The organism is Candidatus Njordibacter sp. Uisw_058, from assembly GCF_047730065.1.
Taxonomy (GTDB): domain Bacteria; phylum Pseudomonadota; class Gammaproteobacteria; order Pseudomonadales; family Balneatricaceae; genus Njordibacter.
On record NZ_CP159829.1, the window covers coordinates 1,563,213 to 1,589,785 of the forward strand.

Below are 26,573 nucleotides of genomic sequence, written 5' to 3' on the forward strand. Positions count from 1 at the left end.
TAAGACTGATCTATTTGCTTTAAACCGCCAAATGAGTCTTTGCTGATTGAGCGTTACTCAGTGTCTGCACCCGCCTTAATAACCAGCAGCACCATGTCACGGCTGCCAATCACTTTAACCTGAGTACCAGCTGAATAATTAACAGCTGATTCAACCCGCCATAACGTATCGCCCACCTGCATCTTGCCTTGCCCACCTTTCATGGCTCGGGTTAAGGCAAATTCACCACCAATAAGCTGCGCCGCTCGGTCATTAAGTTGAGGCTGGTTGGTTGCTTGGTTAAAGTTCTTAAAGCGATACCAAAACCACACAGAACATAATAAAGCGAGCACAGCAAACAAGGAGATTTGTTGTTGCCACGTTAAGTCAGGCCAAATGTAAGTAATGAGGGCTAATTCTAGAGACGCCATGACGGCGCCTAATAAAAACCCTGCAGCACCTAATGCTTCCCCAGCAATTAACACAATGGCTAATAGAATCCAGTGCCAAAACTGCATTGCTTCCAAAAATTCAATCATGAGGTTTGTTTACCCATATCTTTGACTAGTTCAGTAATGCCAGAGATCGAACCAATGACACTGCTGGCTTCAAGAGGAATCATCATTATTTTATTGTTATCTGATGCTGCAAGTTGTCCTAAAGCATCAATGTATTTTTGAGCAATAAAGTAATTAACTGCTCGGGAGTCACCGTTTTGAATGGCTTCAGAAACCATTTGCGTCGCTTTTGCTTCTGCTTGAGCTAGGCGCTCACGTCCTTCGGCTTCTCGGTTGGCCGCTTCTAGCTGGCCTTCAGCTTTAAGGATTTCAGACTGCTTTTGACCTTCAGCTACTTTTATGGCAGCTTCTTTTTCGCCCTCTGCTTCCAAAATGAGTGCTCGTTTTTCACGCTCGGCCTTCATTTGCCGAGCCATGGCGGTGACTAAATCTTGTGGTGGAGCAATATCCTTAATTTCAATGCGAGTGACTTTGACACCCCAAGGGTCGGTGGCGTCATCAACCTTTTCCAATAAATTACGGTTGATGCTCTCACGATTAGATAACATCTCATCCAATTCCATAGAGCCTAACACAGCGCGAATGTTGGTCATGACCAAAGCTTGCATGGCTCTATCTAAATTATTCACTTCATACGCCGCTTTAGCCGCATCTTGTATTTGAAAGAAACACACAGCATCAGTCATGACTTGTGCATTATCTGAAGAAATAATTTCCTGTGGGTCTACATCTAACACCTGCTCCATCATATTAAGCTTTCTACCCACGGCGTCTATGAAGGGCACCAATAAATGTAAACCAGGACTTAAGGTGCGCGTGTATTTGCCAAAACGTTCTACCGTCCAATGATATCCTTGCGGCACCATACGAATGCCTTTAAAGATGATCAGCACTGCTACCATGGTAAAAAATAACGCCGTTAAACTTTGTCCTAAATCTGCAATAGACATGCACAATTCCTTGTTGATGAACTTAAGGGTTTAATAATAGCGTGAGTTTGTTCAAAAAGCATGACTTATCCCATACAAATTAACTGCCTTAGTGTTTCCTGACTAAAGCGCATGTGCGAGAATAGAATTAACTGATCCTTTTGTCACAAACCCACGTCAAACAAGGAAATACAATGTCCAACAGCTTGTCGACTAGTGCCCATCAAAACCATCTCACTGCGCATTATGCTAAAGGTGCGGCCGAAGCACTAACTGCATTGAGTCGCAAACGCTCAAGGGTGCATTGCATTACCAGTACGGTGGCACAGGATATTTCATCAGATGTTATATTAGCCGTTGGTGCAGGCTCCTGCTTCACCCTTGGGGTAGAGGAGATTACCGAGTTAGTCTCTGTGACCAACAGCTTAGTGGTTAATATTGGCACCTTGGACAGCAATCGTAAAGCGGCCATTCGCCCCGCTATTCAAGCGGCTAATGACTATGCAAAACCTTGGATTTTAGACCCCGTTTCAGTACATGCTTCAAAAAAGCGGTGTGCTTATGCGGTGGAATTATTACAACATAGACCCCAAGTCATTCGAGCCAATGCGATGGAAATAAAAGCCTTAGTAGGTTCGTCTAGCCCAATGGCTGCCCAAGAACTGGCCTTACAACAAGGCTGTGTAGTGGCACAAACAGGGGAAACAGACTTAATCACCAATGGTGTGAAAACCATTATGATCGCTAATGGCCACGAGATGCAGACTCGCATTTCAGCTATGGGCTGCGCCACTACTGCCTTTATGGCCTGTTTTATGGCCGTAGACCATGATGCCTTTGATGCTGCAGTGCAGGCATTACTGACCATGGGTGTAGCCGCAGAATTGGCGGCAAATAAATCGTTTGGCCCAGGCAGTATGCACATGAACTTATTAGATTCACTTTATTCCATGAACCAACAAACCATCGCTCGTTATGGCCATGTGTTGGAATTGGAACGGTCTAAGTAAAAATACCGAAGTAATTATTGTTAAGAAGGTCTAGGTCAACACGTTTGGGAAGCAACTTTAGAAAGTAGGCTTAAAAGGTGGGGTTAATCTGATTAGGCTCAGTCTCAGGCTTAAGCTAGGCATAAGGATAAGTGCTGAAAAGCTGCGGCTAAAGACGACAGGTTTACACATCGGCTGTGCAAAAAATAACCACCGAGGTGACTATTAAGTGCCGCAATAAAAAAACATAAGGAGTTACAGCTGTCTCATCAGTACAGGGTAACTGATTAAATTTCAACACCTAATGATCACAATTATCATTTAACTAATTTTTGCACTATTTGGCTTCAATAATCCCGTATAGCACTTCTATTTAGCACTTCTATTTAGCACTCCTTTTGAGCAAGCCCAGTGAGTCATCTTTGGTTGCTAATAAATGCACCCAAATCACCTACGACGACGCAGGCATATTAAGATATTAGGCCTGTTGCACTTGTCCAAGGTGAGCGAACGCCCCCTTTAAGTTAGCCATCTGCGGGCTCTGAGTAAAATCACAGCCTGCGGCTATATGACCTAAATGATGAGCCATTAGTTTCTGGCTCTGCTCTTCGTCACCCTGTTTTACGGCTTCAAGCAACTGGCTATGCTCGTCCCTAGCACAGGCATTACCGCCACCATGGTTGTACATGGTGATGATCAAGGATGTCTGAGAGATTAAACCTCTTAATGCATGCACAAACGGCTGGTTGCCCGCCACGATCGCTAATTGCAGGTGAAACTCTCCCGAGCGTCTCAATGCGGTAGCCATATCGCCCTGATTAATAGCACTTTGTTCAAGGTCTATCATGTATTGTAACTTGAGCACATCGGTGAGTTTACAGCGATGGCAGGCCAACTTAACCACAGCTAGTTCAATGGTGTGTCGTGCAAAAAGTATTTGTTCAGCCACGTCTGGCGAGGGTGCGGCCACAAAGGCACCACGGTTTTTATGGATCTCTACCACTTGTTCTAGCTGCAAACGCTGTAGAGCCTGCCGAATCAGGGTTCGACTGACACTAAATAACTGGGTTAACTCCACTTCATTAAGTTTGGTACCCGGCGCTAATCGTTGCGATAAAATGCCGTCAAAGAGCTGCCGATAGGCATCCATAGGTGCATTTTCATTGGCTGTCGATGATGCCACTGGGTTAGCTACCTCGGTAGGTAGAATAGCTATATGGCGACACCAAAAGTGGAACATGATAATGCTCATCAGCTTGAGCAATACCGAATCGCAAGGTTACATCTGTCAAAAATGGGGGTGTGGGTTGCACGACTCCTGCTTGCTTAAAGTAATCTTCAACTCCAAACTCAAGTTCGTATATGCCCACTGAAAAAGCCTCATGCTGCAACAAAGGGCCATCGCATCGACCGTCACTGTTAGTTATTTGCTGGCTCAATAGCTGACGTTGATTATTGGCAATACGAAACAGACTAACAGACATATTACTGCCTGGTTTACCCTGAGCTGTATCAAGTACATGTGTGGTTAAAAATCCCATGACATCCATCCTTAGTTAATATTGGCACCGTCAGCAATCCAACGACCGAGCTGTTCACGTTCGTCTTGTGTCATGCCCGTACTGTTACCTAACGGCATAATATGACTGGCCACAGTTTGTGAGTAAATTTGATCTTTATAAGCTTTAATGGCCTCAATAGAGTCAAACATCAAACCCCCAGGCGCTGCCGAAAACGCCACATGAGACGGCGTAGCCGAGTGACAAGCAACACAGTGTGTAGCCACAATGGCTTGTGCTTGAAGGGCACTAACAGAGGTCTCAGCAGCGGCAGACGATGCACTGATGGGCTTAGCACTGGGGTAACTTGGCGCCGTGACATAAGCCATAACCAACAACGCCAAAACGGCTGCAGGCAAGGCCCACACAAATCGCTGGCTATTGTGCCGAGTATTAAAATAATGCCGCACAGCCACACTGATAATAGACAAGCCCAACAAGATAGCCCAGTTCCACTCGTGCCCATAGGTGCTTGGGAAATGGCCACTCACCATAATAAAAATGACGGGTAAGGTGAGGTAATTATTATGGCGAGAGCGTAACAAACCATTTTTTGGTAAGGCAGGATCAGGTTCTGTGCCTGCCTCTATGGCGCCTACTAAGTTTCTCTGAGCAGGCATAATGATAAAGAACACGTTTCCTACCATCATAGTACCTATTACTGCTCCAACGTGCAGGTAGGCCGCACGGCCCGTCATAAATTGGCTAAAGCCCCATGACAAACCCACTAAAAACAGCATCAACACCACACCTAACAACAATGGCTGATGCCGCAGTGGACTTTTACACAGCAAGTCATAGACCCACCAACCCATTAGTAAACTCCCTAAACCAATGGCCACGCCCAGCATTGGAGAGATGGAAGAACCTGGCAAAAGCAAATAAGTGGCCGCATTAAGGTAATACACGGTGCTTAAAAGCAGCACGCCAGTAATCCAAGAACTATAGGCTTCCCACTTAAACCAGTGCAAGTGCTCAGGCATGGTAGCAGGGGCCAAATTATACTTTTGTAGGTGATATATACCACCCCCATGAATGGCCCATAATTCACCCGCTATATCTTGGTTCTTTACTTGGCGATCAAGATTGTTCTCTAACCAAACAAAATAGAAAGAAGCACCGATCCATGCAATGCCCACAATGACATGCACCCAACGCAGGGCTAGGTTAAACCACTCAAATAAATGAGCTTCCATAGTTACTCTCCGCTTTTAGCCAGTTGGCTCGTTATAAGCTAAGTTAAGTTATTAGTTGTGTTATTCGTTAAGTTATCAGATAAGTTATCAGCTAAGTGATTAATTAACTCGTCCACATCTAATTGACCACACTGGTCTTCATCAAACATTACTTCATTGAGATTATTGCCTCCACCAGATCGATCTATGACCAAAAAATTTTGCTCTTTAGCTAAAATTAGTAACGGGTGATGCCATACGCCGGTGGCGTAATTTACGCCCTGCTTACCATTGGAAACAAAGGCACAAAGGTCTGCTAGTTTAGGTTCTGGCCCAGCCTTAGCCACTACCACTAAAAATGGAGTTGTATTTAAAGGCATAAAGGCTTGGCTGCCTAGGGGGTGGCGTTCCATCATATTAATGGCAATGGGTGCGGGCCGGTTTTTGCTACTAAAAATGCTAATAATAGCCTCATCTGTGGGCTGGTCGGTGTGCACCTTAGCCAACTTATGGTGGCGCCAAGTAAAGCCTTGGTTAATACCAAAACCATCTCCTTCATGGGCTTCAATCACATCACCAAACTCAGCAAAGGCCTCAGCTGTTAAAGGTTTTATCATAATTGACTTAGCCATTAAGATGATGTCCCTTGAGTCACTATCCGCCCCTTAATACGCAAGCGTGATACGCCCCCATCTGGAAAAATATTCAACCGCACGTGGGTGATCGCGCCAAGCGCTTGCACTTCGCTAGTGAAGTGATGAATGTGGTCCATACTGAGCTTTTGAGAAGCTAGCAACTCTGGCCAGTATAAACTTTGAGCTGCCATTTGTTCGTCACTGCCACCCTCTACAAAAGCACCTTGAATTGAACAAGAATCAGGGAAATTACCCTTAAAATGGGCTGTATCCACTTCAATGTCACTCACAATACCCCCATGACCAAGGGCCACAATCACCCAATCAAAACCTGGCACTCGCCGACGAGCAGTTTCCCAGCCGTCGCCCATATTAATGCCTCGGCCTGGCGCTAGAATATTATCCATAGTGCCAAAGTGTTCATTACTGCACAATAAGGCCCGACCACCGTTACTCATGGCTGCAAGATCCACTAATTCATTGGTTTGCGCGTTCCAGTCCTTAACCACTTCACCATAGATACGCAAACGAGCAATGCCGCCATCTGGATAAATGTGCAAGCGCACATGACTGAACACCTGATCACAATCAATGGTTTGAATGTGATGACTGTCACCTAAGAGATTGAGAGCAGCTTGCACAGGTTGCCATTGCGTAGCCTGCGTTGGGTCGCCTTGAGCCACATAACAGGCTTCCAAAGACACGCTGGGGGCGTAATTACCGGTAAAGTAAGTAGTATCAAAATTAATGCCTCGAATGCGTCCAGGTAAACCCAAACGCACTGTACAATGGTCGTGGCCCTGTTGGCGTTTGCGACGTGACTCCCAGCCATCCATCCATTTACCCGTGTCGTCATACACCCCTTCTTTCCAAACAGGGTCATGGCTTTGCAGCATCCGATTCATATCTGCAAAAAAATCATCCGTGCAATGAATGGCTTCAGCACCGAGGCGTGCGTCTGCTAAATTGGTCATGCGGGCGAAAGGATTATGCGGCTGATCAGTCATGATGTGTTCCATTAATAAATTCAAATTACATATCAGCCATGCGAAAGCTGGCTATCTTGTTAATTTCAGTGAGCGCTTGGCCAAATTCAACGTCTTTTATGTGATCTATGCGCACTTCAAAGGCGGCTAAAATTTGATGCCTATCACTGCCCTTTACGGCCTTAATAAAGGGAAAACCAAACTTGGTTTTATAGGCTTCGTTGAGTTGGGTAAACTTGGCAAATTCTGCGGCAGAGCATGCGCTAATGCCAGCACCTGCTTGCTCTGCTGTTGAAGACAAGGTAAGTTTACCCCGAATGGCCGCTTTGCCTGCTAGGTCTGGGTGCGCACAAATCAATGTCAGTTGTTGCGCTTGAGTGGCCGCTAACATAGTCTCTTGAAAGACGGCTAACAATGGCCCCGCGTGGTCAAGATCTTTGGATAAACCTTTGTCAAATACAGCTTCAGCCACCCAAGGGGAGTGTTCGTAGAGGTCTTTAAAGTGCTCAACAAAGGCCTGACGCGTCATTTGACTGGGGGTACAGGTGGATAAAAAGCCCATGTTAATTGTGCTCTTTGTGTGCTGTGCTAGCCGCAGCGGCTGGGTGAAATTTCTGCCAATGCCGAGCAATGTCTATACGGCGCGCACACCAGACGTCATCAAACTGGCCCACGTACTCTAAAAAGCGCTGTATGCCCTTGAGTCTTGCAGGGCGCCCCAGCAAACGGCAATGCATGCCAATAGACAGCATTTTAGGGGCCGTAGCACCCTCTTCATAAAGCACATCAAAGGCATCTTTTAGGTACTGAAAGAACTGTTCACTGGTGTGAAAACCTTGGGGCGTCGCAAAACGCATGTCGTTGGTATCTAGCGTGTAAGGAATGACTAAGTGCGGTTCACCTTGACCGCTGGAACCACGACTCCAAAACGGCAGGTCATCACTGTAATCGTCAGAATCATACACAAAGCCTCCCTCTTCCATGACTAGGTCCCGAGTATTGGGGCTATTACGCCCAGTGTACCAGCCTAAAGGCCGTTCGCCAGTTACTTGGGTGAGAATGTCGATGGCCTCGCGCATGTGCTGCCGCTCTAATTCAGGATCCATGTATTGATAATCGATCCAGCGTAAACCGTGACTACAGATTTCATGCCCACGAGAGTACATTTCTTGCACCACTTGGGGGTGGCGCTGCGCAGCCATAGCAATGGCAAAAATAGTGAGGGGAATGTTGTGTTTTTTGAACAGGTCTAAAATACGCCAGACGCCCGCGCGGCTGCCATATTCATAGATTGATTCCATACTCGGGTGGCGCACACCCTGATACGGCTGCACCCCAATAATTTCTGACAAAAAGGCTTCTGACTCAATGTCACCGTGCAACACGCAGCGCTCGCCACCCTCTTCATAATTCAGCACAAAAGACAAAGCCACACGGGCTTTATTGGGCCATTCTACTTTGGGTGGCTGGCCGTTATAGCCTATTAAATCTCGTGGATAAGGAAGAGTCATTGAACTTATTTCTATATTGTACATAAGATTGTATACAATATAATAGAAGCCAAATCAAAATGCTAGTTTAAACACGTTTAATCAGTACTTGCTTTAGTACGGCTATAAAGTGGTCAATTTATGCATCGTATTAAAGTCGTGTACCGAGGCTCGCACCACTTCAGTTAAGCCTCGATGTTGAAAAGACACCAAACTGCATGCCCAGTCTGAGGTAGATACATTAATGCGCTGCTTGCCTAGGGCCTAGTTGATATTTATGGGGGCGGCTGAGCAAAGTTATTGGTTATAGTTATTGAACAAATTTAATACCTTGATCAACTCATAGCCGTTATTAACAAAGCACTAAATCAAGCGCCTTCACAAAAAGTTGATAAAACATTAACTAGAAATTTAGCTCAGACAGAAAACAGTTGGCTTTTGCTCCTTCATCCCTTAGTTTAGGCTCTCGGTTTAGGCCATGGGTTTAGGCCATGGGTTTAGGCTATGAGTTTTGGCTATTGTTTACGCGTTATTATTTAATAGGTGTGCCATGAGAGTTACTGTAAAGGATCTAAAAAAATACCCTTGGATACTGCGACCCTTTTTTTGGAATCAGAAAAGAAAATATGGTGAAGTGCTTATCCCCAGTTTACTGTGGGCACGGGTTCCCAAAATATTTGCATCCGTGGCGCTACTTTATGGCGCACTCGACAGAAAAAGCTCGCCAATAAACCCAGAACTGCGTTCATTGGTTACCGTAAGGGTGTCACAAATTAATTGGTGCACCTTTTGTGTCGACATCAATTCTGCCACTTTTGCTAAGCGCTCTGGTTCCTTAGACAAGGTGGAACAACTTGAGCAATGGAAAGACAGCGATCTGTTCAATGAAAAAGAAAAAGTAGTGCTTGAATACACCGAAGCGGTGACCTATTCCAATCAGCAAGTCACCGATGAATTAGTTCATCGCCTCAAGCAGTTCTTTGATGACGACGGTGTGGTAGAACTCACTGGGCTGATTGCTTTCCAAAATTTATCCAGTAAGTTTAATAGCGCGTTAGATGTACCTGCCCAAGGGTTTTGTACATTACCCAACAATCAATTCAACAACCCGACATAACAGGGCTTGCCTCCGGTTTTAAAGCACATACATTGCGCCCTGCACCATCTTTGATGATGGTTAGGGCTTTTGGAAGTTGTGCGATTGGCGTTGTGGAAAATAAATCACAGAGAAAGTACAGAGAAAGTACAGAGAAAGTACAGAGAAAGTACAGAGAAAACACAGCTGACAAGATAAGTAAGCGACACTCCTGAACTGGAAGTCCTTCTTAAGGCGTTAAATTCTAACCATTAAACAGTACGGAGTTAAAATATGTCGATCGCATTATGGTGTCTTTTTATAGCGGGGTTACTTCATGTTCTTTCAAAGACGCCATTGTTTCGGGCACAAAGTAAGAGCCCTCAAGGCTACGATAACAATAACCCACGAGAGCAGCAGGCCAGCCTAGAGGGTATGGGTAAACGTGCCTTGGCAGCGCACCAAAACCAATTGGAGAGCTTTCCCATTTTTGCGGCAGGTATTCTCGTTGCCACGGCGACTGGCATGGCCTCAAGTACGATTGATTATTTGGCTATTGCATACATTGTTGCAAGGGTGGCTTATATTTTTTATTATTTAAACGATAGGCCAACCTTGCGCACGATAGTTTGGGGGGTTGGGTTTATCAGCTCGTTAGCTTTATTATGCAGCCCTGCATGGGCCTAGCTTATATTTATACAAGGTAACCCACTGCAATCATTAGGCATTCCCAGTGAGTGCCTGATTAATGCATGCAAAGGCATGATTAGGTCTAATCAAGCCACCACAAGGCACACCCTGCTGTTATAATGGTGCCTTACTTACTGATCACCAACTGACTGGGCTCCTATGCCATTTTCAAAACTTGGGTTGTGTCATCCTATTGTTAGCGCCATTGAAAGCTTAGGCTATACCACCCCTACCCCCATTCAGTTGCAAGCTATTCCCGTTATTCTTGCGGGTAAAGACCTCATAGCCACGGCGCAAACAGGCACCGGTAAAACGGCGGCCTTTGTATTACCTATCTTAGAGGCCTTTAACCAAGAGCGAACCCTGCGGGGTAAACGCATACGCGCGCTTATACTCACCCCTACGCGTGAGTTAGCCATTCAGGTGGCTGATGATGTGGCTAACTACAGTAAACACCAAAGCCTTAGCTCTATGGCGGTTTATGGCGGGGTTGATACAGAGCCGCAAAAGCAGCGCTTAATTGAAGGTATTGATATTTTAGTGGCCACCCCTGGCCGCTTGCTGGATTTAGCGCATCAGCGGGCCCTGTATTTTGATGAGTTGGAAGTACTGGTGCTCGACGAAGCCGATAGAATGGTCGACATGGGCTTTTACGGTGATATTAATAAGATTATTGATCGTTTGCCTGCCAGCCGCCAAAACCTCTTGTTTTCGGCCACCATGAGTGACGAAGTTATAGACCTTGTGGATGGTTTTGCTGAAGACTTTACGCAAGGTAGCAAAGCTCACGCCGCTGTTGAAATCACCATCTCGCCTCAAAGCACCTCTGCACCCAACATAGACCAGTGGTTAATAACCGTAGACAAAGACACCAAATCGGCCTTGCTAAGCCACTTAATTAACACCCAAAAATGGGATCAGGCACTCATTTTTATTGAAAAAAAGCATGCCGCAGCCAAGCTGGTGGCGCAGCTAGAAAAACGGGGCATACAAGCTAATGCCATTCATGGCGATAAAAGCCAAGCCATGCGAGAAAAGATTTTGGCCGATTTTAAAACGGGCAAACTCAAGTATTTAGTTGCCACTGGCGTTGCAGCCCGTGGTTTAGACATTGGCGACTTAAGCCGAGTGGTGAATTACGACCTGCCTTTTAAGCCCGAAGACTACATTCACCGCATTGGCCGCACGGGCCGTGCTGGGGCTTCGGGTGAAGCTATCTCGTTTGTGGCCTTAGGAGATTTTAAAAACCTGTGTGCCATTGAAAGCCGCTTAAACCATGTGATTGAGCGCAAAGACATAGCCGAGTTTCCGGTTCGAAAAGTGGTGCCTGTGTCCATTTTAAACCACGTGCGCACCAGTAAGCCGCCCCAATCAAAAAGCGCACCAAGATCGAAAGCTGCGTTTAATGCAAACGACAAAGCCACTAAAAAGCCCCCAAGCAATACACCCGAGAAAGGCCCTGAGACTCGAAAAAACAAACACATTTGGGGTTAATATTAGCCTTGGTTCAAAGCCAATGGTACAAAGCCAATGGTTGAAAATCATTGGTTGAAAATCATCGGGTGGCCATAGGCAACGCAGGGTCCATGCCCCATTCGGCCCAACTGCCGTCATACAAATAATGGTCACTTTTGCCTATTTGGGCTAAGGCCAAGTTAATAATGGCGGCAGTAATGCCCGAGCCACAACTGGTGATGACCGGTTTATTCAAGTCAATACCGGCGGCGGCAAAGGTGGCACACAAATCGTCTGGGCTTTGCATAGTGTGGTCTGGGTTGAGCAAGGTTTTGAAAAATACATTTTTAGACCCGGGTATATGCCCAGACCTTAAGCCTTCACGGGGTTCTGATTCTAAGCCTAAAAAACGCCCAGGTGCGCGGGCATCAATAATTTCATAAGCCTTAGATTGTGTGGCTTGGAGCACTTGCTCAACGTTTCTCATGATCGCCCTTGGGGTGTATTGAGGCGTATCACAGGCCTGTAGTTCAATCATGCCTTGTTCAGTCTTACGGCCTTCCGCTAGCCATTTGGCTAAACCACCATCGAGCACCGATACATTATCTAGACCCATACACTTAAACAACCACCACACTCGGGCTGCTGAAAATAGGCCAGCACCGTCGTATACCACAAGCTGATGTGAATCATTAATGCCCTTGGCTGAAAAGTACTCAGCAAATGCCTCAGCCGTTGGGGCCATATGCGGTAAATCAGAGGTCTGGTCGCACACTTGATCCATGTCAAAAAACATGGCCCCTGCAATATGGCCCTGACCAAACTCTAAGTAACCATTGCGCTGCATGTTTGGCAAGTACCAAGATGCGTCTATGAGCTTAAAGTTAGCATCATGTAAATGGGTGTCTAGCCATTCTGTAGAAACAAGAGGACTAGAAACAAAAGGACTAGAAACGAGTGAGCTAGAGTTAATGGATGTGGATTCGGAGTTGGACATAGAAAGTCTCACTGTTTATTAAAGCGATGGTTTACTTAATGTGGTGCTTGATTTACTGGAGGCATGGCCATGGGTTTTAGTTTTGCTGCTTGATACAAAGGGTGGGCGGGTTCACCCGATTGATTCACTTTAAGGCAACTTAAATGAGGAATCAGTTGAGTGATTTGCTTTGAACGCCCTAAATAACCACCATCATTACCCCACACCGCCACCACCAGTGAAGCTTGTTTAGCTAGTTTGATAAGCCAGGCGTTGTTGTCAACGCCAATGGGGTCTTGAGTGGCTTTCATGTTGGCAGGTTCTGTGGCCCGGTAGGCAAATAAATTAGCCATACCCACCCCCCCATAGCCCCATGCTTTGGCATAGTTAATACAGCGGGTTAATGTAGGGTCGTCGGTAGTTTCGTCTGCTGTGGAGGGGTTAAGGCCAATAAACATCACCCATGGCTTGGTGTCATCCCAAGTGCGCCATAAAGCATAGCGGTAGTTTCTGCAGCTGGATAACTGGGCGGTGTTCTTCAATTAAAACTCCAAGCGATGTAGGTAGTGCACGTGTTAAATGCTGGATTAACGGTATTGGGCTGCGGTGATAAACTCGCCAAAAGTTTCACACCAAACCACCACCGTATTAAATGCCGTTAAGTCTGTGTTGGGTGCCATTGGCACAATAAAATGGTCAAAGGTTTTCACCGCCCCAACATGCAACATACTGGCTTTCAATTGCATAAATTCGACCTCTGTTTCTACCCATTGTGGTGACAAATAAAGCTGGTAATCAGGCCCAGGGGCCAACTGGCCCATCAAGGCGATCTGGTCAAGGCTCACAGACAGTTTGCCCTCGCCCCAATGCAAGGCATCACTGCCCTTAAGCTCTGTTATAAACTCACCCGTATACACCGCCTGTGATACGCTGATCCGAATTTCACTGTCAGTCGGCGCAGGAGGCGCGGTGAGTATGGGCAGCACATAAATACCAAGGGCAAAGCCCAAAGCCAAAGTCGCGATGTGGGTAAAAGCTAAAAAGCCTAATAATTTTTTTTGCATGACTCGCCCTTATGTGATGCTTAAAAGATGCGTATACAATCATTTAATCAGCGTGTACTCTGCTACTTTATACACTACTATGGGGCATTAAATGCCCTACTTTAACCAAAATAATAGTTGTTTCTTCTACAAATGGGTGGTGCTGACTCAGGTGCGCGCTGCGTATCCATGTGTGTTTAGGGTAGCTGCCATGTTCATCTTGAAAGGTGCCCGACAGCACTAAAATCTCTTCACCACCAAAGTGGCTGTGTGGTTGAAACACTTCATTAGCGGGCCATTTGACTAAAGCCGTGTGCTGCCCTTCAAATTCATGCAGGGGCATAACTTCTAAGCCACCGATGCCCTGCCGCCATGGCTGGGTTTGGGTGTTAATGCACACCCTTTGTGTGTCGTTGGGTAAAAACTGATGCAGTTTCACCAACAATAAGCAGCCCTCTTTACTGAATGGCGCATGACTAAAGCCCGGTGGATTCCTCAGGTATGAGCCCGCTGAGTAATCACCTGTTTCATCAGAAAAAGTGCCTTTTAACACCAATATTTCTTCACCCAATGGGTGTTCGTGGCTAGTAAAACTTGCGCCCGCTTCATATTTGACGATGCTTGTGGCATGTCCACGCTCTGCATCTTCACGAGCAAGGGGCTTACGCCATACGCCTGCTAGTGGGCTAACAACCCAAGCTTGCTCAGTGGTATTAATAACCACATTTTGACTGAAATCCATATTGAGCATAAAACAAGTTCCTAACTCACTGATTACATAACTAAATACATAACTAAAAAAATAACATTCATTGGGCAGATGCAAGCGCCTAACCCAACAACGTGTTTAGTTTAACAGGCTAGTTAGTAAAATCACCCAATTCCACCTTATTCACTAAGCATTAGGTGGCCATTAACTGAACCCTAACTAAACGCTAATTAAACAGTAACTAAAGATTCATTTAGAATAATATTTGGCTATTTTAGAATGATGAACCCGGTTGGCGTAAAAACTTTTTTTTCAGTGGGAGTTGACGGTCTATTTAACACTGCATTGTGATGAGGATAACGACCAAAACGATCAATAATGACCTTGTGCTTAAGCTCAAACTTGTAGTTATCTTCTAGCCCAGGTTGGTTGAACAACTGCATGGCTTGTTGGTGAATGATGGCGGATTCACTGTGCATAAAGGGCATGTACAAAAAAGCCTTTTGCAATGGCTGTAAGACTAAGTCAGCCTGCTTGGCAATGGCTGTTTGGGCTAATACAAGGGCTTGACCATCGTAAGCGAAGGTTTGGGGCTAATTGCGGAATAGGTTACGAGAAAACTGGTCTAACACGATGATCTCTGCCAACTGCCCAAGTGGTTTACTTCTCCAACTAGACAATTCCCCTGCCACCGCTTGTTGGTGAATATGGCTAAAGCGTCGTTTGAGCATAGCGTCAAAACCTAGGTCTTTCATAAACCAATTACGCGGTGTGATTTCGGTGTACCAAAATTGAATAATATCCATGTAATTCATCTTTTTGAACCTCCATTTAATAACGTGAGTTGCTCAAAATTATAGTCTAATTTATGGTAATTAAAGCACCCTAACTTAAATAAACACTGATTCCCAAAATTTATTGTGGGCTTTAGTTAAATTAACTTTGGGTAACCTAAAGCATCAGCCTTGGCTGCTTGATCTGGTATTGTTTGATAGGCTTGCAAGCCTTTCAAAACGCAGACAGGGCCCATTAATAATGCCCTGCGCGTGTCTTCTAAAGTGGGATCTAAAGCTGCAGACATCAAGCCTAATTGCAGTTTTTTTAGTATTTCTGGTGAAATCGATAAGCCGGTGATATAAGGCAAACAAGGCGCGCTTTGGGTATGGGCTAAAATACGCAAATAGGTAAGTTCTGCTGGGGCATGGGCTTGGAGTAAACTAAAGGTCACACAATCTATGGCACACAGATCGGCTTGGCCTTGCGCCACTAAAGCGATACTGTTTCTATGAGAAGACGAAGTAATCACCTCTGAAAAAAATGCTGCATCTTGAGTTGCTAGACCTTGGGCTATCGGCGCAATTAAGCTTCTCAATGCATGATAACCGGACTGCGAATCATCACTATTCACGGCCACACGCGTTTGATGCATGTCTTGTATGTGTTGTGCTGTGTCTGTGCTTCGCACTAACACTAAACTGGCATAATTGGGCCCGTGGTTATAGGGTGTGTGGTAAGTTTGGGTGGCCACGTACTGCACCTGACCTAGCAAGTCATTCGTAAAAGGGTAACCACAGGTCTGACTCAACAAAAGATTACCATCACGCCAATGGGCATCATAGTTCTCAAATTGAGAAAGCTGGTAGAGGTGGTAGGGCAGTTGTGTCTCACTTATGCCGTGTTCAACAAGGTGTCTGCGCAAGCCTTGCCACCAACTCACAGCAAATGGCTCTACCTCGGGCATTTGATACATTGGGTAGGCGCATATTCGGGCCATTAGCTAATGCCTAATTTCAATTATTAATTGATCTATCCAGTCTTTTAATTGGTGTGCTTGCACCTCTGCCGCTCTAATTAGGCCGTCAAAGTGACCCGTTAAGGTGATCACATGGTCACTGGTATTAAACACAAAATACATATGCCCCATATAGACTGCACAGCGTTTGGCGCCAAAAATAGTATATGGCGATGCATAATTACGACTTTCGTTAAATAAATACACTCGCATTTTAGGGTAAAGTTCATCGGTCACCTGAGCGAAGTGCTCTAATTGCTGGCACCGATCTGTAAGACTGAGCTGGCCCCACAAGCCTTCACCTCTGGCAAAACTCACCATGCGCTGCACTGACAAGCAAATTTCCAAGTCACAACCTGGTTGCAAGGCCTCTTGATACCGTTCCTTGGTCGTCTCTATCATCTGCTCTAAACTAACTTGCTCAAAGTCTCTGTACTCACAAGCTAGCACCGCTTCAGTTTTCACTAAATCTGGTAAATTAGCCGGCACATAACGAATTTTGGTGCCTAAGGCAGCTTTATACCAAGCTCGCAAACTCGCATCGGAAGGTAGAGGCAAGCTTGGTGTTAATTGCAAAGATTGACTTAAGATCTCTGCACCTGAGCGAGACTCACTGGTTAAACCAAGCAACCAGTCCACACTAATCTGCAGTTTAGATGCAATGGCCATGAGGGTATCTACCCTAGGTAGTCGATCATTATCATGGGCTAATAGTTGGGATAATGTTGAACGATCGACACCAATGGCTTTAGCTAAGCCAGCACTTTTGATACCTTTTTGAGACATCACTGTAATGAGCCGCTGACGGAAGCTATCCACTCGAAATAAACGTTCTTTACTGTTCATAAGCGTGCATAACCTTCCATTAAACCCAGTAATTAGTGTGCATAAATTGCTTTTGTTGTGCTTAAACAACAAATTATAACTAATGTCACAAAAACACTCATTGTCACCATATTATGTCTAGGCTATCTTGCCCGTCTCTAATAATCAAGTTGGCCCAAGCATGGCACAAACCCGACCCTCTGCTCCCATATGCAGTAAACTTTGGCAACGGCAAGCATGGCCCACATGGGCTTTGATCGTTTTGGTTTATAGCAGTTGGATTGTGCTCATGAGCCATGCAAGCCAATTGTCTTGGTGGTTGGTGTCGCCAATGGCTGCCGTCTTATTATGCTTACATGGCAGTGTGCAACACGAATTACTGCATGGCCGCCCAAGCCCTTGGCGTTGGCTTAATGATAGCTTAGGCTGGATGCCTTTAAGTCTGTGGATACCTTATTTTCAGTACCGTAATCATCACCAGCTGCACCATGAAATACACACCATTACTGAGCCTGGATTAGACCCTGAAAGCTACTACCATTGGCCCCATGATTGGTATCTCAAAAGTGCCATGGTGCGGTTGCTATGGCAGTTAAATTACACTTTTATTGGCCGCATGTTGATTGGGCCTTGGCTGGTCGTAGGGCTATTTATCAAAAGTGAAACTCAATTTTTTTGGCTAGGTTTTAGCCAACCTTCAAGTCTGGCGACTGTGTTGCACCAGATTAATTGGGTCTTGCACTTGTTGTTAGTGGCAGGGGTAGTTATGTGGCTCGACGTTCAAGGGATCGTTTGGTGGCAGTATATCATTTTGTGTGTTTGGCCTGGTTTAAGCCTAACCCTCATGCGCTCTTATGCTGAGCATCGACCCGGTGACAATAATCACCAACGCTGCGTCATTATAGAAGGTTCTTGGGTGACTAGGTTATTGTTTATGAATGTCAACATACACCAAGTTCACCATGAGTTTCCTCATCTACCATGGTTTATGGTGTATGGGCATTGGCGGCGTTATAAGCAATCAATCTTAGTCAGTAATGGCGGGTATTTTTACCAGAACTACTGGTCACTCATGAAGCAAACCATGGTGCACCCAAAGGACAGCCCCATGTATCCCAAAAAACCAGCCAATCGAAGTTAAAAACATTCTAATTTAGGCCTATTTAAGGCTATAATTACATTTAACTTGGTGAAATATTGCAGTCATCCGCATCGGCCGTTACTCGCAACATCCAACCTTTATTGTTAGCAAAACTAGGCCACAATAGGCCAAACTGAGTTAAACTAAGCATTATTATGGCACACGTTCTTCCTAACTCAGACCCCAAGCCTAGGGCCACGCCCGAATCTAATAGCAGTGAATTCCTGCAAGGTGCCAAAGCCACTGTGCCAATGATTATTGGCGCTATTCCTTTTGGCATTATCTTTGGAACTTTGGCAGAATCCAGTGGTTTATCACTATTGGGTGCCATGGCCATGTCACTGTTTGTATTCGCCGGCTCATCACAGTTTATTGCACTCGGGTTGCTGGCGACGGGTGTTGGACCTGTGATCATTATTGCTACAACTTTGGTCGTCAATTTACGACACTTACTTTATGCCACAGCCTTGGTTGATAAGGTGAGTCATTTATCTCATGGTTGGCGTGCAATACTGGCGTTTGGGTTAACAGACGAATCTTTTGCTGTGGTTAACAATCGATATATTGAACGCACAGACACAAACCGAGCCCATTGGTTCTTTTTGGGCTCTATTGTGGCCATGTATAGTAACTGGCAATTATGCACTTGGTTGGGTATTGGTTTGGGGGAGCTCTTTCCAGATATGACCAACTGGGGTTTAGATTTTGCTATGTCAGTGACTTTTTTAGGTATGATTATTCCTTATTTACGCAATAAACCCATGTGGATAGCCGTCATAAGCGCTGCTGTTTTTGCCATAGTTTTGCGAGACTTACCCCATCAGTTGGGCTTGGTAGTGGCGGCACTATCGGGCATCTGCATTGGCTATGCAAGCGAACAAATTGAGTTAAGAATTCACCTCTCAAAAGCGGCCAATAATCAAAACAAAGGTTCCCAACTATGAATGAGGCCATGATGATTGCAGGTATGGCTCTGGTCACATTTTCGATTCGTTATGTGATGTTTGCTATGGCTGGACGCATACGCTTTCCTCTGTGGCTAAAACAGGCCTTAACTTTTGTACCCCCCGTGGTGCTAGGAGCTATTATTGCGCCGCTTATTTTAATGCCTGAAGGGTTTTTAGATATTAGCTTTTCTAACCCCTACTTTTGGGCCGCGTTAGTGGCAGCAGGCATTGGCTTTTGGCGCCAACACTTATTAACCACCATTGTAGTGGGTTTAGTGAGCTTCGTATTATTGAAATGGATAATGTCATGACAAGCTGTGCCCTGTTCACCCCAGATGATTCAAACGCAGAGTGGTTAGCTGAATTTAAACGTCAGTTTGCCCATCTCAATGTGCAAGATTGGCAACACATCAAACACCCCGAACTGGTTAAATATGGCATTGTTTGGAAACCCACAGCTACTTTTTTTCAACGTTTCCCTAATTTAACCACTGTGTTTAACCTCGGAGCTGGGGTTGATGCTATTTTAAGTAATCCTGCAGTGCCAGAGCATATTGATATCTACCGTATTGAAGACGGTGGTATGGCAGCACAAATGAACCAATATTTTAGTTACTTTTTACTTCACTTCTTTCGCAATATGGACCAGTACCAGCAGCAGCAAACAAGCCAACAATGGCAGGTGCAGCCGTTTAAATCTGCCGCTAGTTTCAGAGTGGGGATCTTAGGTTTGGGTCAGCTTGGGGCTCAACTAGCACAGCACCTACAAATCTATGATTTTGATGTGGCTGGCTGGAGTCGCAGTAAAAAGAACTTGCCCAATGTGACTCATTACACGGGGCTTGAAGAACTTGAAACGTTTCTCCAACGCACCGATGCACTGTGCTGCCTTTTGCCTCTGACGCCTGAAACCAAAGGCATTTTAAATCATCAAAATATGAGCCAACTGCCCCAAGGTGCAGTGGTCATTAATGCAGGCCGCGGTGAGCATCTAATCGTCGATGACTTACTCAAGTTACTCGATCAAAAGCACTTGCGTGGCGCTGTGTTAGATGTGTTTGAAAAAGAGCCATTATCAGCCCAGCATGCACTCTGGCAGCACCCTAAGGTGATGATCACACCCCATAGTTCGGCCCAATCTGAATGTGCGCCTTGTGTCGAACAAATTGGCCAAACTTTGCAAGCCGTGGTGCATAACCAAAGCCCGAGTGGGCTTGTTGATCGCCACCAAGGCTACTAATCATGAGCCCAGATGTTGTGTCGTCTTCTGCATCTTCACCCCGCTTAGGCAGACGTTTTTGCGTGGCCCCAATGATTGACGTCACTGACAGGCATTATCGCTTTCTTGCCAGGCTATTGAGCCAACACGCTTTACTGTTTACAGAAATGATCACTACGGGTGCAATACTCAATGGCGATCAAGATTACCTCTTGGGTTATTCCCCTCAAGAGCATCCATTGGTGTTGCAGTTGGGAGGCAGTAATACGGCAGAGTTAGCTCAATGTGCACGTCTTGGTGAAATGTATGGCTACGATGAAATAAATCTCAACGTTGGTTGCCCCAGTGATAAGGTGCAAAATCATATGATTGGGGCTTGCCTCATGGCCCATCCAAAACTGGTCACCGATTGCATGCGGGCTATGATTGAGAACGTGAAGATTCCAGTGACGATCAAACATCGTATAGGCATTGACGATGTGGATGATTATGATGCATTAGCCAAGTTTGTAGATCAAGTGAGCCAAAGTGGTTGTGAGACCTTTATTGTGCATGCCCGCAACGCGATTTTAAAAGGTTTGTCGCCTAAACAAAATCGAGAGATCCCACCTCTGCAATATGACAAGGTGTATCGTTTAAAAACTGACTTTCCTCATTTAGAAATTATTATCAATGGCGGCATTGATAATATTACAGATTGCCATGCGCATTTAACCCATGTGGATGGGGTTATGCTGGGCCGTGCAGCTAACCATAACAGTGCCCTCCTCACCCACATAGACCAACAGTTTTATGGTTGCACCTTGCCCATCACGCAGCGACGCCAAGCGGCTAACGATTACTTTAGTTACATGCAAACCCAGCATGAACAAGGCACCTCATTGCACCACATGAGTGGTCATATTATGGGGCTTTTTCAAGGTTTACCCGGTGCTCGCGCCCTGCGGCGCCATATTAGTGATAATATTCATGGCGGCCGTGCCAACATCCAAGTGATGTATGATGCATTGGATTTAATTGAACCCCCACTCACTCCAATTATAGAGGTTACTGATCAGCAATGAACAAACTACAACAACTTAAATCCATGACCACAGTCGTTGCTGATACTGGTGACTTAGACGCCATTAAACAATACCAACCACAAGATGCGACCACCAACCCATCATTGGTGTTAAAAGCAGCACAAATGCCGCTTTATGCGCCTTTAATCAGTGAAGCTAAGCAGTGGGCTAGTAAGCAAGGTGGTAATAGTCAAACGCAGATGGATAACACCTGCGATTACCTTGCCGTAGCGATTGGTAAGGAAATTCTGAGTGCAATACCGGGTCGTATTTCTACAGAGGTCGATTCACGCTTGTCGTTTGATACAGAGGCTACCGTTGCTAGGGCCCTAAAAATTATTGATCTATACGCTCAACAAGGCGTAAGTAAAGATCGAGTTCTAATTAAAATGGCGTCGACCTGGGAAGGCATTCAAGCGGGCAAACAACTTGAGGCACAGGGCATTAACTGTAACCTCACCCTGCTATTTAGCTTTGCGCAAGCCATTGCTTGTGCAGAAGCTGGTGTGTACCTCATTTCACCATTTGTAGGCCGTATAATGGATTGGTACAAAGCAGATATGCAGGTACAAGGGTTTGCACCGGCAGACGATCCTGGGGTTATTTCAGTGCGCAAGATATTCGATTACTACAAGCAGCATGGTTATGCCACTGTGGTGATGGGAGCAAGCTTTAGAAATACTGAGGAAATTGAGCAATTAGCAGGCTGTGATCGGCTAACCATTAGTCCTAGTCTAATGCAGGAGTTAGAAGACGATAGTAATGAATTAGTACAGAAATTGGATAGTTCTAAGATTATAGAGACCCAACCCAAATTGACTCTTAATCAAGCAGATTTCCGGTGGATGCATAATGAAGACGCAATGGCCACAGAGAAATTAGCGGAAGGTATTCGTAATTTTACTAGAGACCAAGAGAAATTAGAGGCTTTGTTAGCTTAGGGCGGTTTATTCTGGAGTAGCTCAGGCTAGGGTAACTTATTTTAGAGGAACTGAGACTGAGTTAACTGGCCTCGTTAAATAGTGCACTGATATTCAAGCACATCCACTAGGTTTTTAAATTCCTGGTGGTTCTTTTGGTTCATGCTCATCAAGGTACGATGCGCTTCTAATACTTTTTCTTGCACTGTGAGTTCAGAAAACTGACCTTGAGATAGTTCATCCATGGGTTCTGCATGGTCGGCTAAATGGTTCACAAACACAAACACCTTATCAAAGCCCATGCTCAAAAGCACCCGAGTGATGTTGTCATTAATAGACACTAGGGTCGGTACAAAGCCCATTTTTTTCTTCATACGAATAGACATTTTGGCAAGCATTCCCAAGGCAGTGGAATCAATGCCTTCTGCTTCTGTTAAGTCAATTAAGATGGTTTTAAAGTATCGACTATTAAACATGTTATCTAGGTATTGATCCAAAGCTGGGCAAAGGGTCAACCTGACATCACCTAGAAACTTGATGACATGGGTCCCTTCTTGGTCGGCCACTATAATGCGTCCCTTAAGCATAAGCATCCCCACAAATACTCAATAACGCGATGTCATCCGGCACAGCTTCAAGGCTGTCGATACTCAGAGCATCGACTAGGCCTTCTAAGCTGCTACCACATCGCTTTAACACCGTGCGTAATTGCTCTTCTTTGTCTGTAATTTGATCGAATGGCAATATTTCAAAGATCCCATCAGAGCTGAGCATGAGCTTAAAGCCTGCTTCGAGTTGCTGTGTCAGATCTGTGTATTGGGCATCATCAAATAAACCTACGGGCAATCCGCTGCCTAAACCAGATAAATAGGTTACTTCTTGGTTTTGTGACAATAAGGGCATGGGAAGGTGACCACCCACGCAATAGGTCAGTTCGTGGTTGCTGCGATCTAATAGACCCATAAATACTGTGATATGTTTATCAATATCAAAATCAAGTAATTCACTATTGATTTGTGCTACAACTTTGGCTGGTGAAATTAAACCATTGGCATCAGATTCAAGATATTCTCGCGTCAGGCGATTAGTTATGTTTTTAAGCAAAACGGATAAGAAAGCAGAAGAGGCACCGTGGCCAGATACATCGGCTAGGTAAAATAACACCCGGTCCTCATCCAGACGGATGTAATCGATGAAGTCACCACTTAAATAGAGTGACGACTTCATGTATCGGTGCATACTCAAGCCGTTAATATTGCACTCTTCGGGCGGCATCATACGTTGTTGTATTAATCGCCCCGCAATTTGATCTTGCTGCAACTCCGCAAGGTTTTTATTTACTTTTTGATTAGCCACCTCTAACGCATGACGATATTGTAGATTTTCATAGAATAATGCAGAACGTTTCACATGGCGCACGACGCTCTGATCTAATTCAAGCATCGCGTCTAAGGGTAAATTAAACACATCTGTCACGCCTAAGCGCAGCATATTGGTGATGCTTGCAGCGCAATCAATGTGCGTCAGAACAATCAGGGGTAATTCGGCACACTTGTCCAGCATATCTTGTAGTAATGCTGTGAGAGTGGGTTCTTGAGGATTATATTGAAACAATACCAAGTTCACCACGGCATTGGTAAGAAAGTCCAAGGCGTGGAGCGGATCGTTTATCGCAGTCACGTGATAGTTACGCTCTGCATAATGCTGGGTAATCTTATGTTTAAGGTCGAGATCGCTTGCTACGATCAGGATCTGACTGACGTCAGGTTCCATAGTACTACTTACTCCAAGACCCATTGATAGGGGCCCAATATCGACACCATATGCTCTTTAGATCCTGTTGACAAGTACGACCTTAGTCTCAAACATCAAAAATCATCAAAACTGTCATCTTCACTGCTTACACTGTCATTAATCATGTGTTCTCGGCGCTGTAAGTAGGCCTCACGTATGAACACATAGGTATCACCACTGGCCATTGATTCATAATCACCTAAGCGATATCTCAGGTCTACAACTTGCAGAGCCGATATATAAAACTGATGGGCTTGGGGGTTATAACGATTGATTGGACTGACCTTCATATCCACTAAAAACGAAGCACTGGCATCTCTCACGGTACTGGGACCAAAAAAAGGCAACACCACGTAGGGACCAGAATTAACGCCCCAATAGCCTAATGTCTGACCAAAATCTTCAGACTCTTGGTAAATGCCCAAGCCAGAAGCAACGTCTAAAATACCACCCAAACCTAGGGTCGTATTGATCACTAAGCGGCCAGCATCTTTGCCTGCTTTTTTGGGTTTGAACTGCAGACTATGATTAAGAAAGTTGCCCACATCACTGAGATTAGAAAAGAAATTACTCACACCCCTTTCGATAATATCCGGCGTCACACTACCGTAGGCATTAGCCACGGGTAATAAGACGTTTTTATCCACTGACCTGTTAAAAGAGTAAATTTTACGGTTGAAGTTTTCAAAAGGATCGCTAGGATCAGCCTCAACTTCGAGTGCTGGGCTGGTAGGAGTACTCGAGCACCCCGTCAAAAGGCCTAAGCCTAGGGTTAAAACCACCACACAACCTATTTTTAAACGCCCAACCATACACTTCTTCCTTGTTATCAAACCTATGTTCATACTACCACGCCATGACCTGCTTAATAAACGGTATGGTAATGCGTCGTTTTTCATGCCATGAGGCGGTATCTAATAAATCCAGCACGGCCAAAACATTCGCTAAGCCTCTGGGGCTGCGCGAAAAAATATAGGCTACGTGTTCGTTGGTTAGGTATAAACCCTTTTGTTGTGCTTTTTCTTGCAGTAATCGACCACTGGCCTCTTCATCTAAAACCATTAGTTGAAATACATTAGCTAACTGCAACCTTGAGCGCAAATCATTCAGATGGCAGACCACCGTTCTTGGATTTAATGTGGCTGATATCACAAGGTGATGATCTTGCTGCATGAGTTTATTATACAAGTGGAACCAGGCTTGGGCCCAATGCATATCGTTAATCAAATGATCTATGTCGTCAACACAAATCAAGGCATTAGACTCTAAGCCTTCCAAACATTCATCAGCCTGCACAGAGGGAATTTGAATCAGTTCACGACAACTAATGTAAATGGCTTGCTGGCCCATTTCTTGAGCCCTCAACACACAGCCTTGCAACAAATGGCTTTTGCCCACCCCTTGAGCACCAAACACATAAACGCTGTCGGCCTTTTCACTCATTAGTAGATCATCTAAAGCTGGTGCTAATGCCGGTGCACCACTAAAGGAAAAGTTATTCAACTGTTGCTGGGCATTTAAGGTTACCCCAAGTGTAAGTTGCCTAAAGCTAAGTTGCTGGTGCACATCTTTTATTGCAATAGTGGTCATTCAATATCCTGCTGGCCATATAAATCGCTGTTAATATAGCCTTTATGAAGATGTCGTAACAATACCATAATCACCGCTGCGATAGGCAAGGCTAATAACACCCCCATAAATCCAAAGAGTTGGCCACCTGCCAAAATTGCAAAGATCACAGCAACTGGATGCAGTCCAATACGATCACCAACAAGCAGCGGAGTTAATACAAAGCTTTCCACAATTTGCCCTACGGAAAAAACCACAAGCACCATCGCAAGTGGCAAGTAATTATCAAATTGAAAAAGAGAGATGGTTAATGCAGCAGTGATGCCTACAACAAAACCTAAATAAGGCACGACGCTGGCCAAACCGGCTAACACCCCAATTAATAGAGCATAATTTAAGCCCACTAAGTGCAGCCCTAAAGCGTAAATAGCTCCTAAACTCAACATTACCAGCAACTGGCCTCGCATAAACGCAGCTAACACATCATTACTTTCAATGGCCCAGGCGTTGACTTGAGGCTGAATACTAAGGGGCAAAAGCATTTTAATGCGCTCAGTGACAAGATCAAAATCCCTAAGCATGTAAAAAGCCACTACCGGCACCATAGCCACAGAACCCAGGGTAGAGATTAAACCCATACTAGATTCGGTAGCGTATTTAGCCACTCGCGATATGACTCCACCAGTCTGCTTCCACTCGGCGGCAAGCCCTTCAGTGACTAGGTCTAATTTCATACTTTTTACATCTAACCCTAAGCTCGACTGCAGCCATGGCAATAGCGTTGCATTAAACCAAATCTCAATACTAGGTAGCATTTGCACTAAGGTCTGAATTTGTTTTATGAGCAAAGGATAAATACCTAAAAACAAACCGACTAGCAGCAAAATTAATACCGAAAATACCATGACCGTTGCCATGCTTCTTGGCCAACCCCTAGCCTCCAGGCGGTCCGCAAAGGGGTCTGCCAAATACGCTATCCCTATGCCCACTAAAAACGGTGTCAGCACCGGCTGAAGTATATACAACAATCCAGCTAAAATAAGTCCTACAACGATAAGCAACCATGCCTGAGATTGTGTCATTCCCTATTTTCC

The 26,573-nt window shown here is 45.1% G+C and carries 30 protein-coding genes and 1 pseudogene; 10 read left to right on the forward strand and 21 right to left on the reverse strand.

What is annotated here, in order from left to right; genetic code table 11:
* Positions 1-53: 53 nt before the first annotated feature.
* Both ABXT59_RS07310 and ABXT59_RS07315 read right to left on the reverse strand, forming a co-directional pair.
* Entirely contained in the window at positions 54-518 is a 465-nt protein-coding gene (locus tag ABXT59_RS07310; protein WP_443635167.1) for an NfeD family protein, read from the reverse strand.
* Positions 515-1,447 (reverse strand): SPFH domain-containing protein, encoded by a 933-nt coding sequence (locus ABXT59_RS07315; protein ID WP_443635169.1) that lies wholly within the window; start codon positions 1,445-1,447, stop codon positions 515-517. Before ABXT59_RS07315 ends, ABXT59_RS07310 begins: the two co-directional genes overlap by 4 nt.
* 173 nt (positions 1,448-1,620) lie before the next feature.
* Between ABXT59_RS07315 and ABXT59_RS07320 the strand changes: the two genes are divergently transcribed.
* On the forward strand, positions 1,621-2,436 hold the full coding sequence (locus tag ABXT59_RS07320) for a hydroxyethylthiazole kinase (RefSeq protein ID WP_443635171.1): 816 nt from the start codon (positions 1,621-1,623) through the stop codon (positions 2,434-2,436).
* Between the two features lie 457 nt (positions 2,437-2,893).
* Here ABXT59_RS07320 and ABXT59_RS07325 read toward each other — a convergent pair whose 3' ends face one another.
* Genes ABXT59_RS07325 through puuE form a run of 7 tightly spaced genes read right to left on the reverse strand, consistent with a single transcriptional unit; the run spans position 2,894 to position 8,281 of the window.
* Entirely contained in the window at positions 2,894-3,598 is a 705-nt protein-coding gene (locus ABXT59_RS07325; protein WP_443635173.1) for a GntR family transcriptional regulator, read from the reverse strand.
* A gap of 4 nt (positions 3,599-3,602) precedes the next feature.
* Positions 3,603-3,956: a hydroxyisourate hydrolase gene (gene uraH / locus ABXT59_RS07330; protein WP_443635174.1), complete on the reverse strand. Its 354-nt coding sequence runs from the start codon at positions 3,954-3,956 to the stop codon at positions 3,603-3,605.
* 11 nt (positions 3,957-3,967) lie between these two features.
* On the reverse strand, positions 3,968-5,170 hold the full coding sequence (locus ABXT59_RS07335; protein WP_443635176.1) for a urate hydroxylase PuuD: 1,203 nt from the start codon (positions 5,168-5,170) through the stop codon (positions 3,968-3,970).
* Positions 5,171-5,208: 38 nt separating this feature from the next.
* The gene (locus tag ABXT59_RS07340) at positions 5,209-5,781 is read right to left on the reverse strand and encodes an ureidoglycolate lyase (RefSeq protein ID WP_443635177.1); all 573 of its coding nucleotides are present in this window, start codon (positions 5,779-5,781) and stop codon (positions 5,209-5,211) included.
* Positions 5,781-6,791 carry an allantoicase gene (gene alc, locus ABXT59_RS07345; protein ID WP_443635179.1) on the reverse strand — a complete coding sequence of 337 codons (1,011 nt, stop codon included), beginning with the start codon at positions 6,789-6,791 and terminating at the stop codon, positions 5,781-5,783. The genes ABXT59_RS07340 and alc overlap by 1 nt, the downstream gene beginning before the upstream one ends.
* Positions 6,792-6,816: 25 nt before the next feature.
* Positions 6,817-7,332 carry a 2-oxo-4-hydroxy-4-carboxy-5-ureidoimidazoline decarboxylase gene (gene uraD, locus ABXT59_RS07350; protein ID WP_443635180.1) on the reverse strand — a complete coding sequence of 172 codons (516 nt, stop codon included), beginning with the start codon at positions 7,330-7,332 and terminating at the stop codon, positions 6,817-6,819.
* Position 7,333: 1 nt separating this feature from the next.
* Positions 7,334-8,281: an allantoinase PuuE gene (gene puuE, locus ABXT59_RS07355; RefSeq protein WP_443635182.1), complete on the reverse strand. Its 948-nt coding sequence runs from the start codon at positions 8,279-8,281 to the stop codon at positions 7,334-7,336.
* A 529-nt stretch (positions 8,282-8,810) separates the two neighbouring features.
* On the opposite strand from puuE, the gene ABXT59_RS07360 reads away from it, so the two are divergent.
* From ABXT59_RS07360 to ABXT59_RS07370, 3 genes are all read left to right on the forward strand, one after another.
* Entirely contained in the window at positions 8,811-9,377 is a 567-nt protein-coding gene (locus ABXT59_RS07360) for a carboxymuconolactone decarboxylase family protein (RefSeq protein WP_443635183.1), read from the forward strand.
* 252 nt (positions 9,378-9,629) lie between these two features.
* Entirely contained in the window at positions 9,630-10,022 is a 393-nt protein-coding gene (locus ABXT59_RS07365; protein WP_443635184.1) for an MAPEG family protein, read from the forward strand.
* A 162-nt stretch (positions 10,023-10,184) separates the two neighbouring features.
* Complete coding sequence (locus ABXT59_RS07370) at positions 10,185-11,519, forward strand: DEAD/DEAH box helicase (RefSeq protein ID WP_443635186.1); 1,335 nt, start codon at positions 10,185-10,187, stop codon at positions 11,517-11,519.
* Between the two features lie 61 nt (positions 11,520-11,580).
* Here ABXT59_RS07370 and sseA read toward each other — a convergent pair whose 3' ends face one another.
* The 7 genes and pseudogenes from sseA to ABXT59_RS07405 all read right to left on the reverse strand — a co-directional run bounded on the left by sseA (position 11,581) and on the right by ABXT59_RS07405 (position 16,846).
* Positions 11,581-12,477 carry a 3-mercaptopyruvate sulfurtransferase gene (gene sseA / locus ABXT59_RS07375; protein ID WP_443635187.1) on the reverse strand — a complete coding sequence of 299 codons (897 nt, stop codon included), beginning with the start codon at positions 12,475-12,477 and terminating at the stop codon, positions 11,581-11,583.
* Between the two features lie 35 nt (positions 12,478-12,512).
* A complete protein-coding gene (locus tag ABXT59_RS07380) occupies positions 12,513-12,998 on the reverse strand; it encodes a DUF1643 domain-containing protein (RefSeq protein WP_443635188.1) in 486 nt (161 codons plus the stop codon).
* 45 nt (positions 12,999-13,043) lie between these two features.
* Entirely contained in the window at positions 13,044-13,520 is a 477-nt protein-coding gene (locus ABXT59_RS07385; RefSeq protein WP_443635189.1) for a DM13 domain-containing protein, read from the reverse strand.
* Positions 13,521-13,587: 67 nt separating this feature from the next.
* Positions 13,588-14,250: a cupin domain-containing protein gene (locus tag ABXT59_RS07390; RefSeq protein WP_443635191.1), complete on the reverse strand. Its 663-nt coding sequence runs from the start codon at positions 14,248-14,250 to the stop codon at positions 13,588-13,590.
* A gap of 227 nt (positions 14,251-14,477) precedes the next feature.
* Positions 14,478-15,023: pseudogene (locus ABXT59_RS07395) on the reverse strand (DUF924 family protein).
* A gap of 116 nt (positions 15,024-15,139) precedes the next feature.
* Positions 15,140-15,982 carry a phosphate/phosphite/phosphonate ABC transporter substrate-binding protein gene (locus ABXT59_RS07400; protein WP_443635193.1) on the reverse strand — a complete coding sequence of 281 codons (843 nt, stop codon included), beginning with the start codon at positions 15,980-15,982 and terminating at the stop codon, positions 15,140-15,142.
* A 3-nt stretch (positions 15,983-15,985) separates the two neighbouring features.
* Positions 15,986-16,846, reverse strand: coding sequence for a helix-turn-helix domain-containing protein (locus ABXT59_RS07405; protein WP_443635195.1), 861 nt, complete (start codon positions 16,844-16,846; stop codon positions 15,986-15,988).
* Between the two features lie 160 nt (positions 16,847-17,006).
* Between ABXT59_RS07405 and ABXT59_RS07410 the strand changes: the two genes are divergently transcribed.
* The 6 genes from ABXT59_RS07410 (at position 17,007) to tal (ending at position 22,137) form a co-directional block, all read left to right on the forward strand.
* A complete protein-coding gene (locus ABXT59_RS07410) occupies positions 17,007-17,966 on the forward strand; it encodes a fatty acid desaturase (protein WP_443635196.1) in 960 nt (319 codons plus the stop codon).
* 155 nt (positions 17,967-18,121) lie between these two features.
* The gene (locus ABXT59_RS07415; protein ID WP_443635197.1) at positions 18,122-18,910 is read left to right on the forward strand and encodes an AzlC family ABC transporter permease; all 789 of its coding nucleotides are present in this window, start codon (positions 18,122-18,124) and stop codon (positions 18,908-18,910) included.
* Positions 18,907-19,224 carry an AzlD domain-containing protein gene (locus ABXT59_RS07420; protein ID WP_443635199.1) on the forward strand — a complete coding sequence of 106 codons (318 nt, stop codon included), beginning with the start codon at positions 18,907-18,909 and terminating at the stop codon, positions 19,222-19,224. The genes ABXT59_RS07415 and ABXT59_RS07420 overlap by 4 nt, the downstream gene beginning before the upstream one ends.
* Complete coding sequence (locus ABXT59_RS07425; protein WP_443635201.1) at positions 19,221-20,153, forward strand: 2-hydroxyacid dehydrogenase; 933 nt, start codon at positions 19,221-19,223, stop codon at positions 20,151-20,153. Before ABXT59_RS07420 ends, ABXT59_RS07425 begins: the two co-directional genes overlap by 4 nt.
* Positions 20,154-20,155: 2 nt before the next feature.
* Positions 20,156-21,196: a tRNA dihydrouridine(20/20a) synthase DusA gene (dusA, locus tag ABXT59_RS07430; protein ID WP_443635203.1), complete on the forward strand. Its 1,041-nt coding sequence runs from the start codon at positions 20,156-20,158 to the stop codon at positions 21,194-21,196.
* Positions 21,193-22,137: a transaldolase gene (tal, locus tag ABXT59_RS07435; RefSeq protein WP_443635204.1), complete on the forward strand. Its 945-nt coding sequence runs from the start codon at positions 21,193-21,195 to the stop codon at positions 22,135-22,137. Before dusA ends, tal begins: the two co-directional genes overlap by 4 nt.
* Before the next feature lie 74 nt (positions 22,138-22,211).
* Here tal and ABXT59_RS07440 read toward each other — a convergent pair whose 3' ends face one another.
* The 5 genes from ABXT59_RS07440 to ABXT59_RS07460 form a co-directional block, all read right to left on the reverse strand.
* Complete coding sequence (locus ABXT59_RS07440; protein ID WP_443635206.1) at positions 22,212-22,703, reverse strand: STAS domain-containing protein; 492 nt, start codon at positions 22,701-22,703, stop codon at positions 22,212-22,214.
* Positions 22,696-23,889: a PP2C family protein-serine/threonine phosphatase gene (locus ABXT59_RS07445; protein ID WP_443635208.1), complete on the reverse strand. Its 1,194-nt coding sequence runs from the start codon at positions 23,887-23,889 to the stop codon at positions 22,696-22,698. Before ABXT59_RS07445 ends, ABXT59_RS07440 begins: the two co-directional genes overlap by 8 nt.
* A gap of 95 nt (positions 23,890-23,984) precedes the next feature.
* On the reverse strand, positions 23,985-24,722 hold the full coding sequence (locus ABXT59_RS07450; RefSeq protein WP_443635210.1) for an MlaA family lipoprotein: 738 nt from the start codon (positions 24,720-24,722) through the stop codon (positions 23,985-23,987).
* 34 nt (positions 24,723-24,756) lie between these two features.
* Positions 24,757-25,500: a DnaA regulatory inactivator Hda gene (gene hda / locus ABXT59_RS07455; RefSeq protein ID WP_443635212.1), complete on the reverse strand. Its 744-nt coding sequence runs from the start codon at positions 25,498-25,500 to the stop codon at positions 24,757-24,759.
* Positions 25,497-26,561, reverse strand: coding sequence for an AI-2E family transporter (locus ABXT59_RS07460; protein WP_443635214.1), 1,065 nt, complete (start codon positions 26,559-26,561; stop codon positions 25,497-25,499). The genes hda and ABXT59_RS07460 overlap by 4 nt, the downstream gene beginning before the upstream one ends.
* Positions 26,562-26,573: the final 12 nt, after the last annotated feature.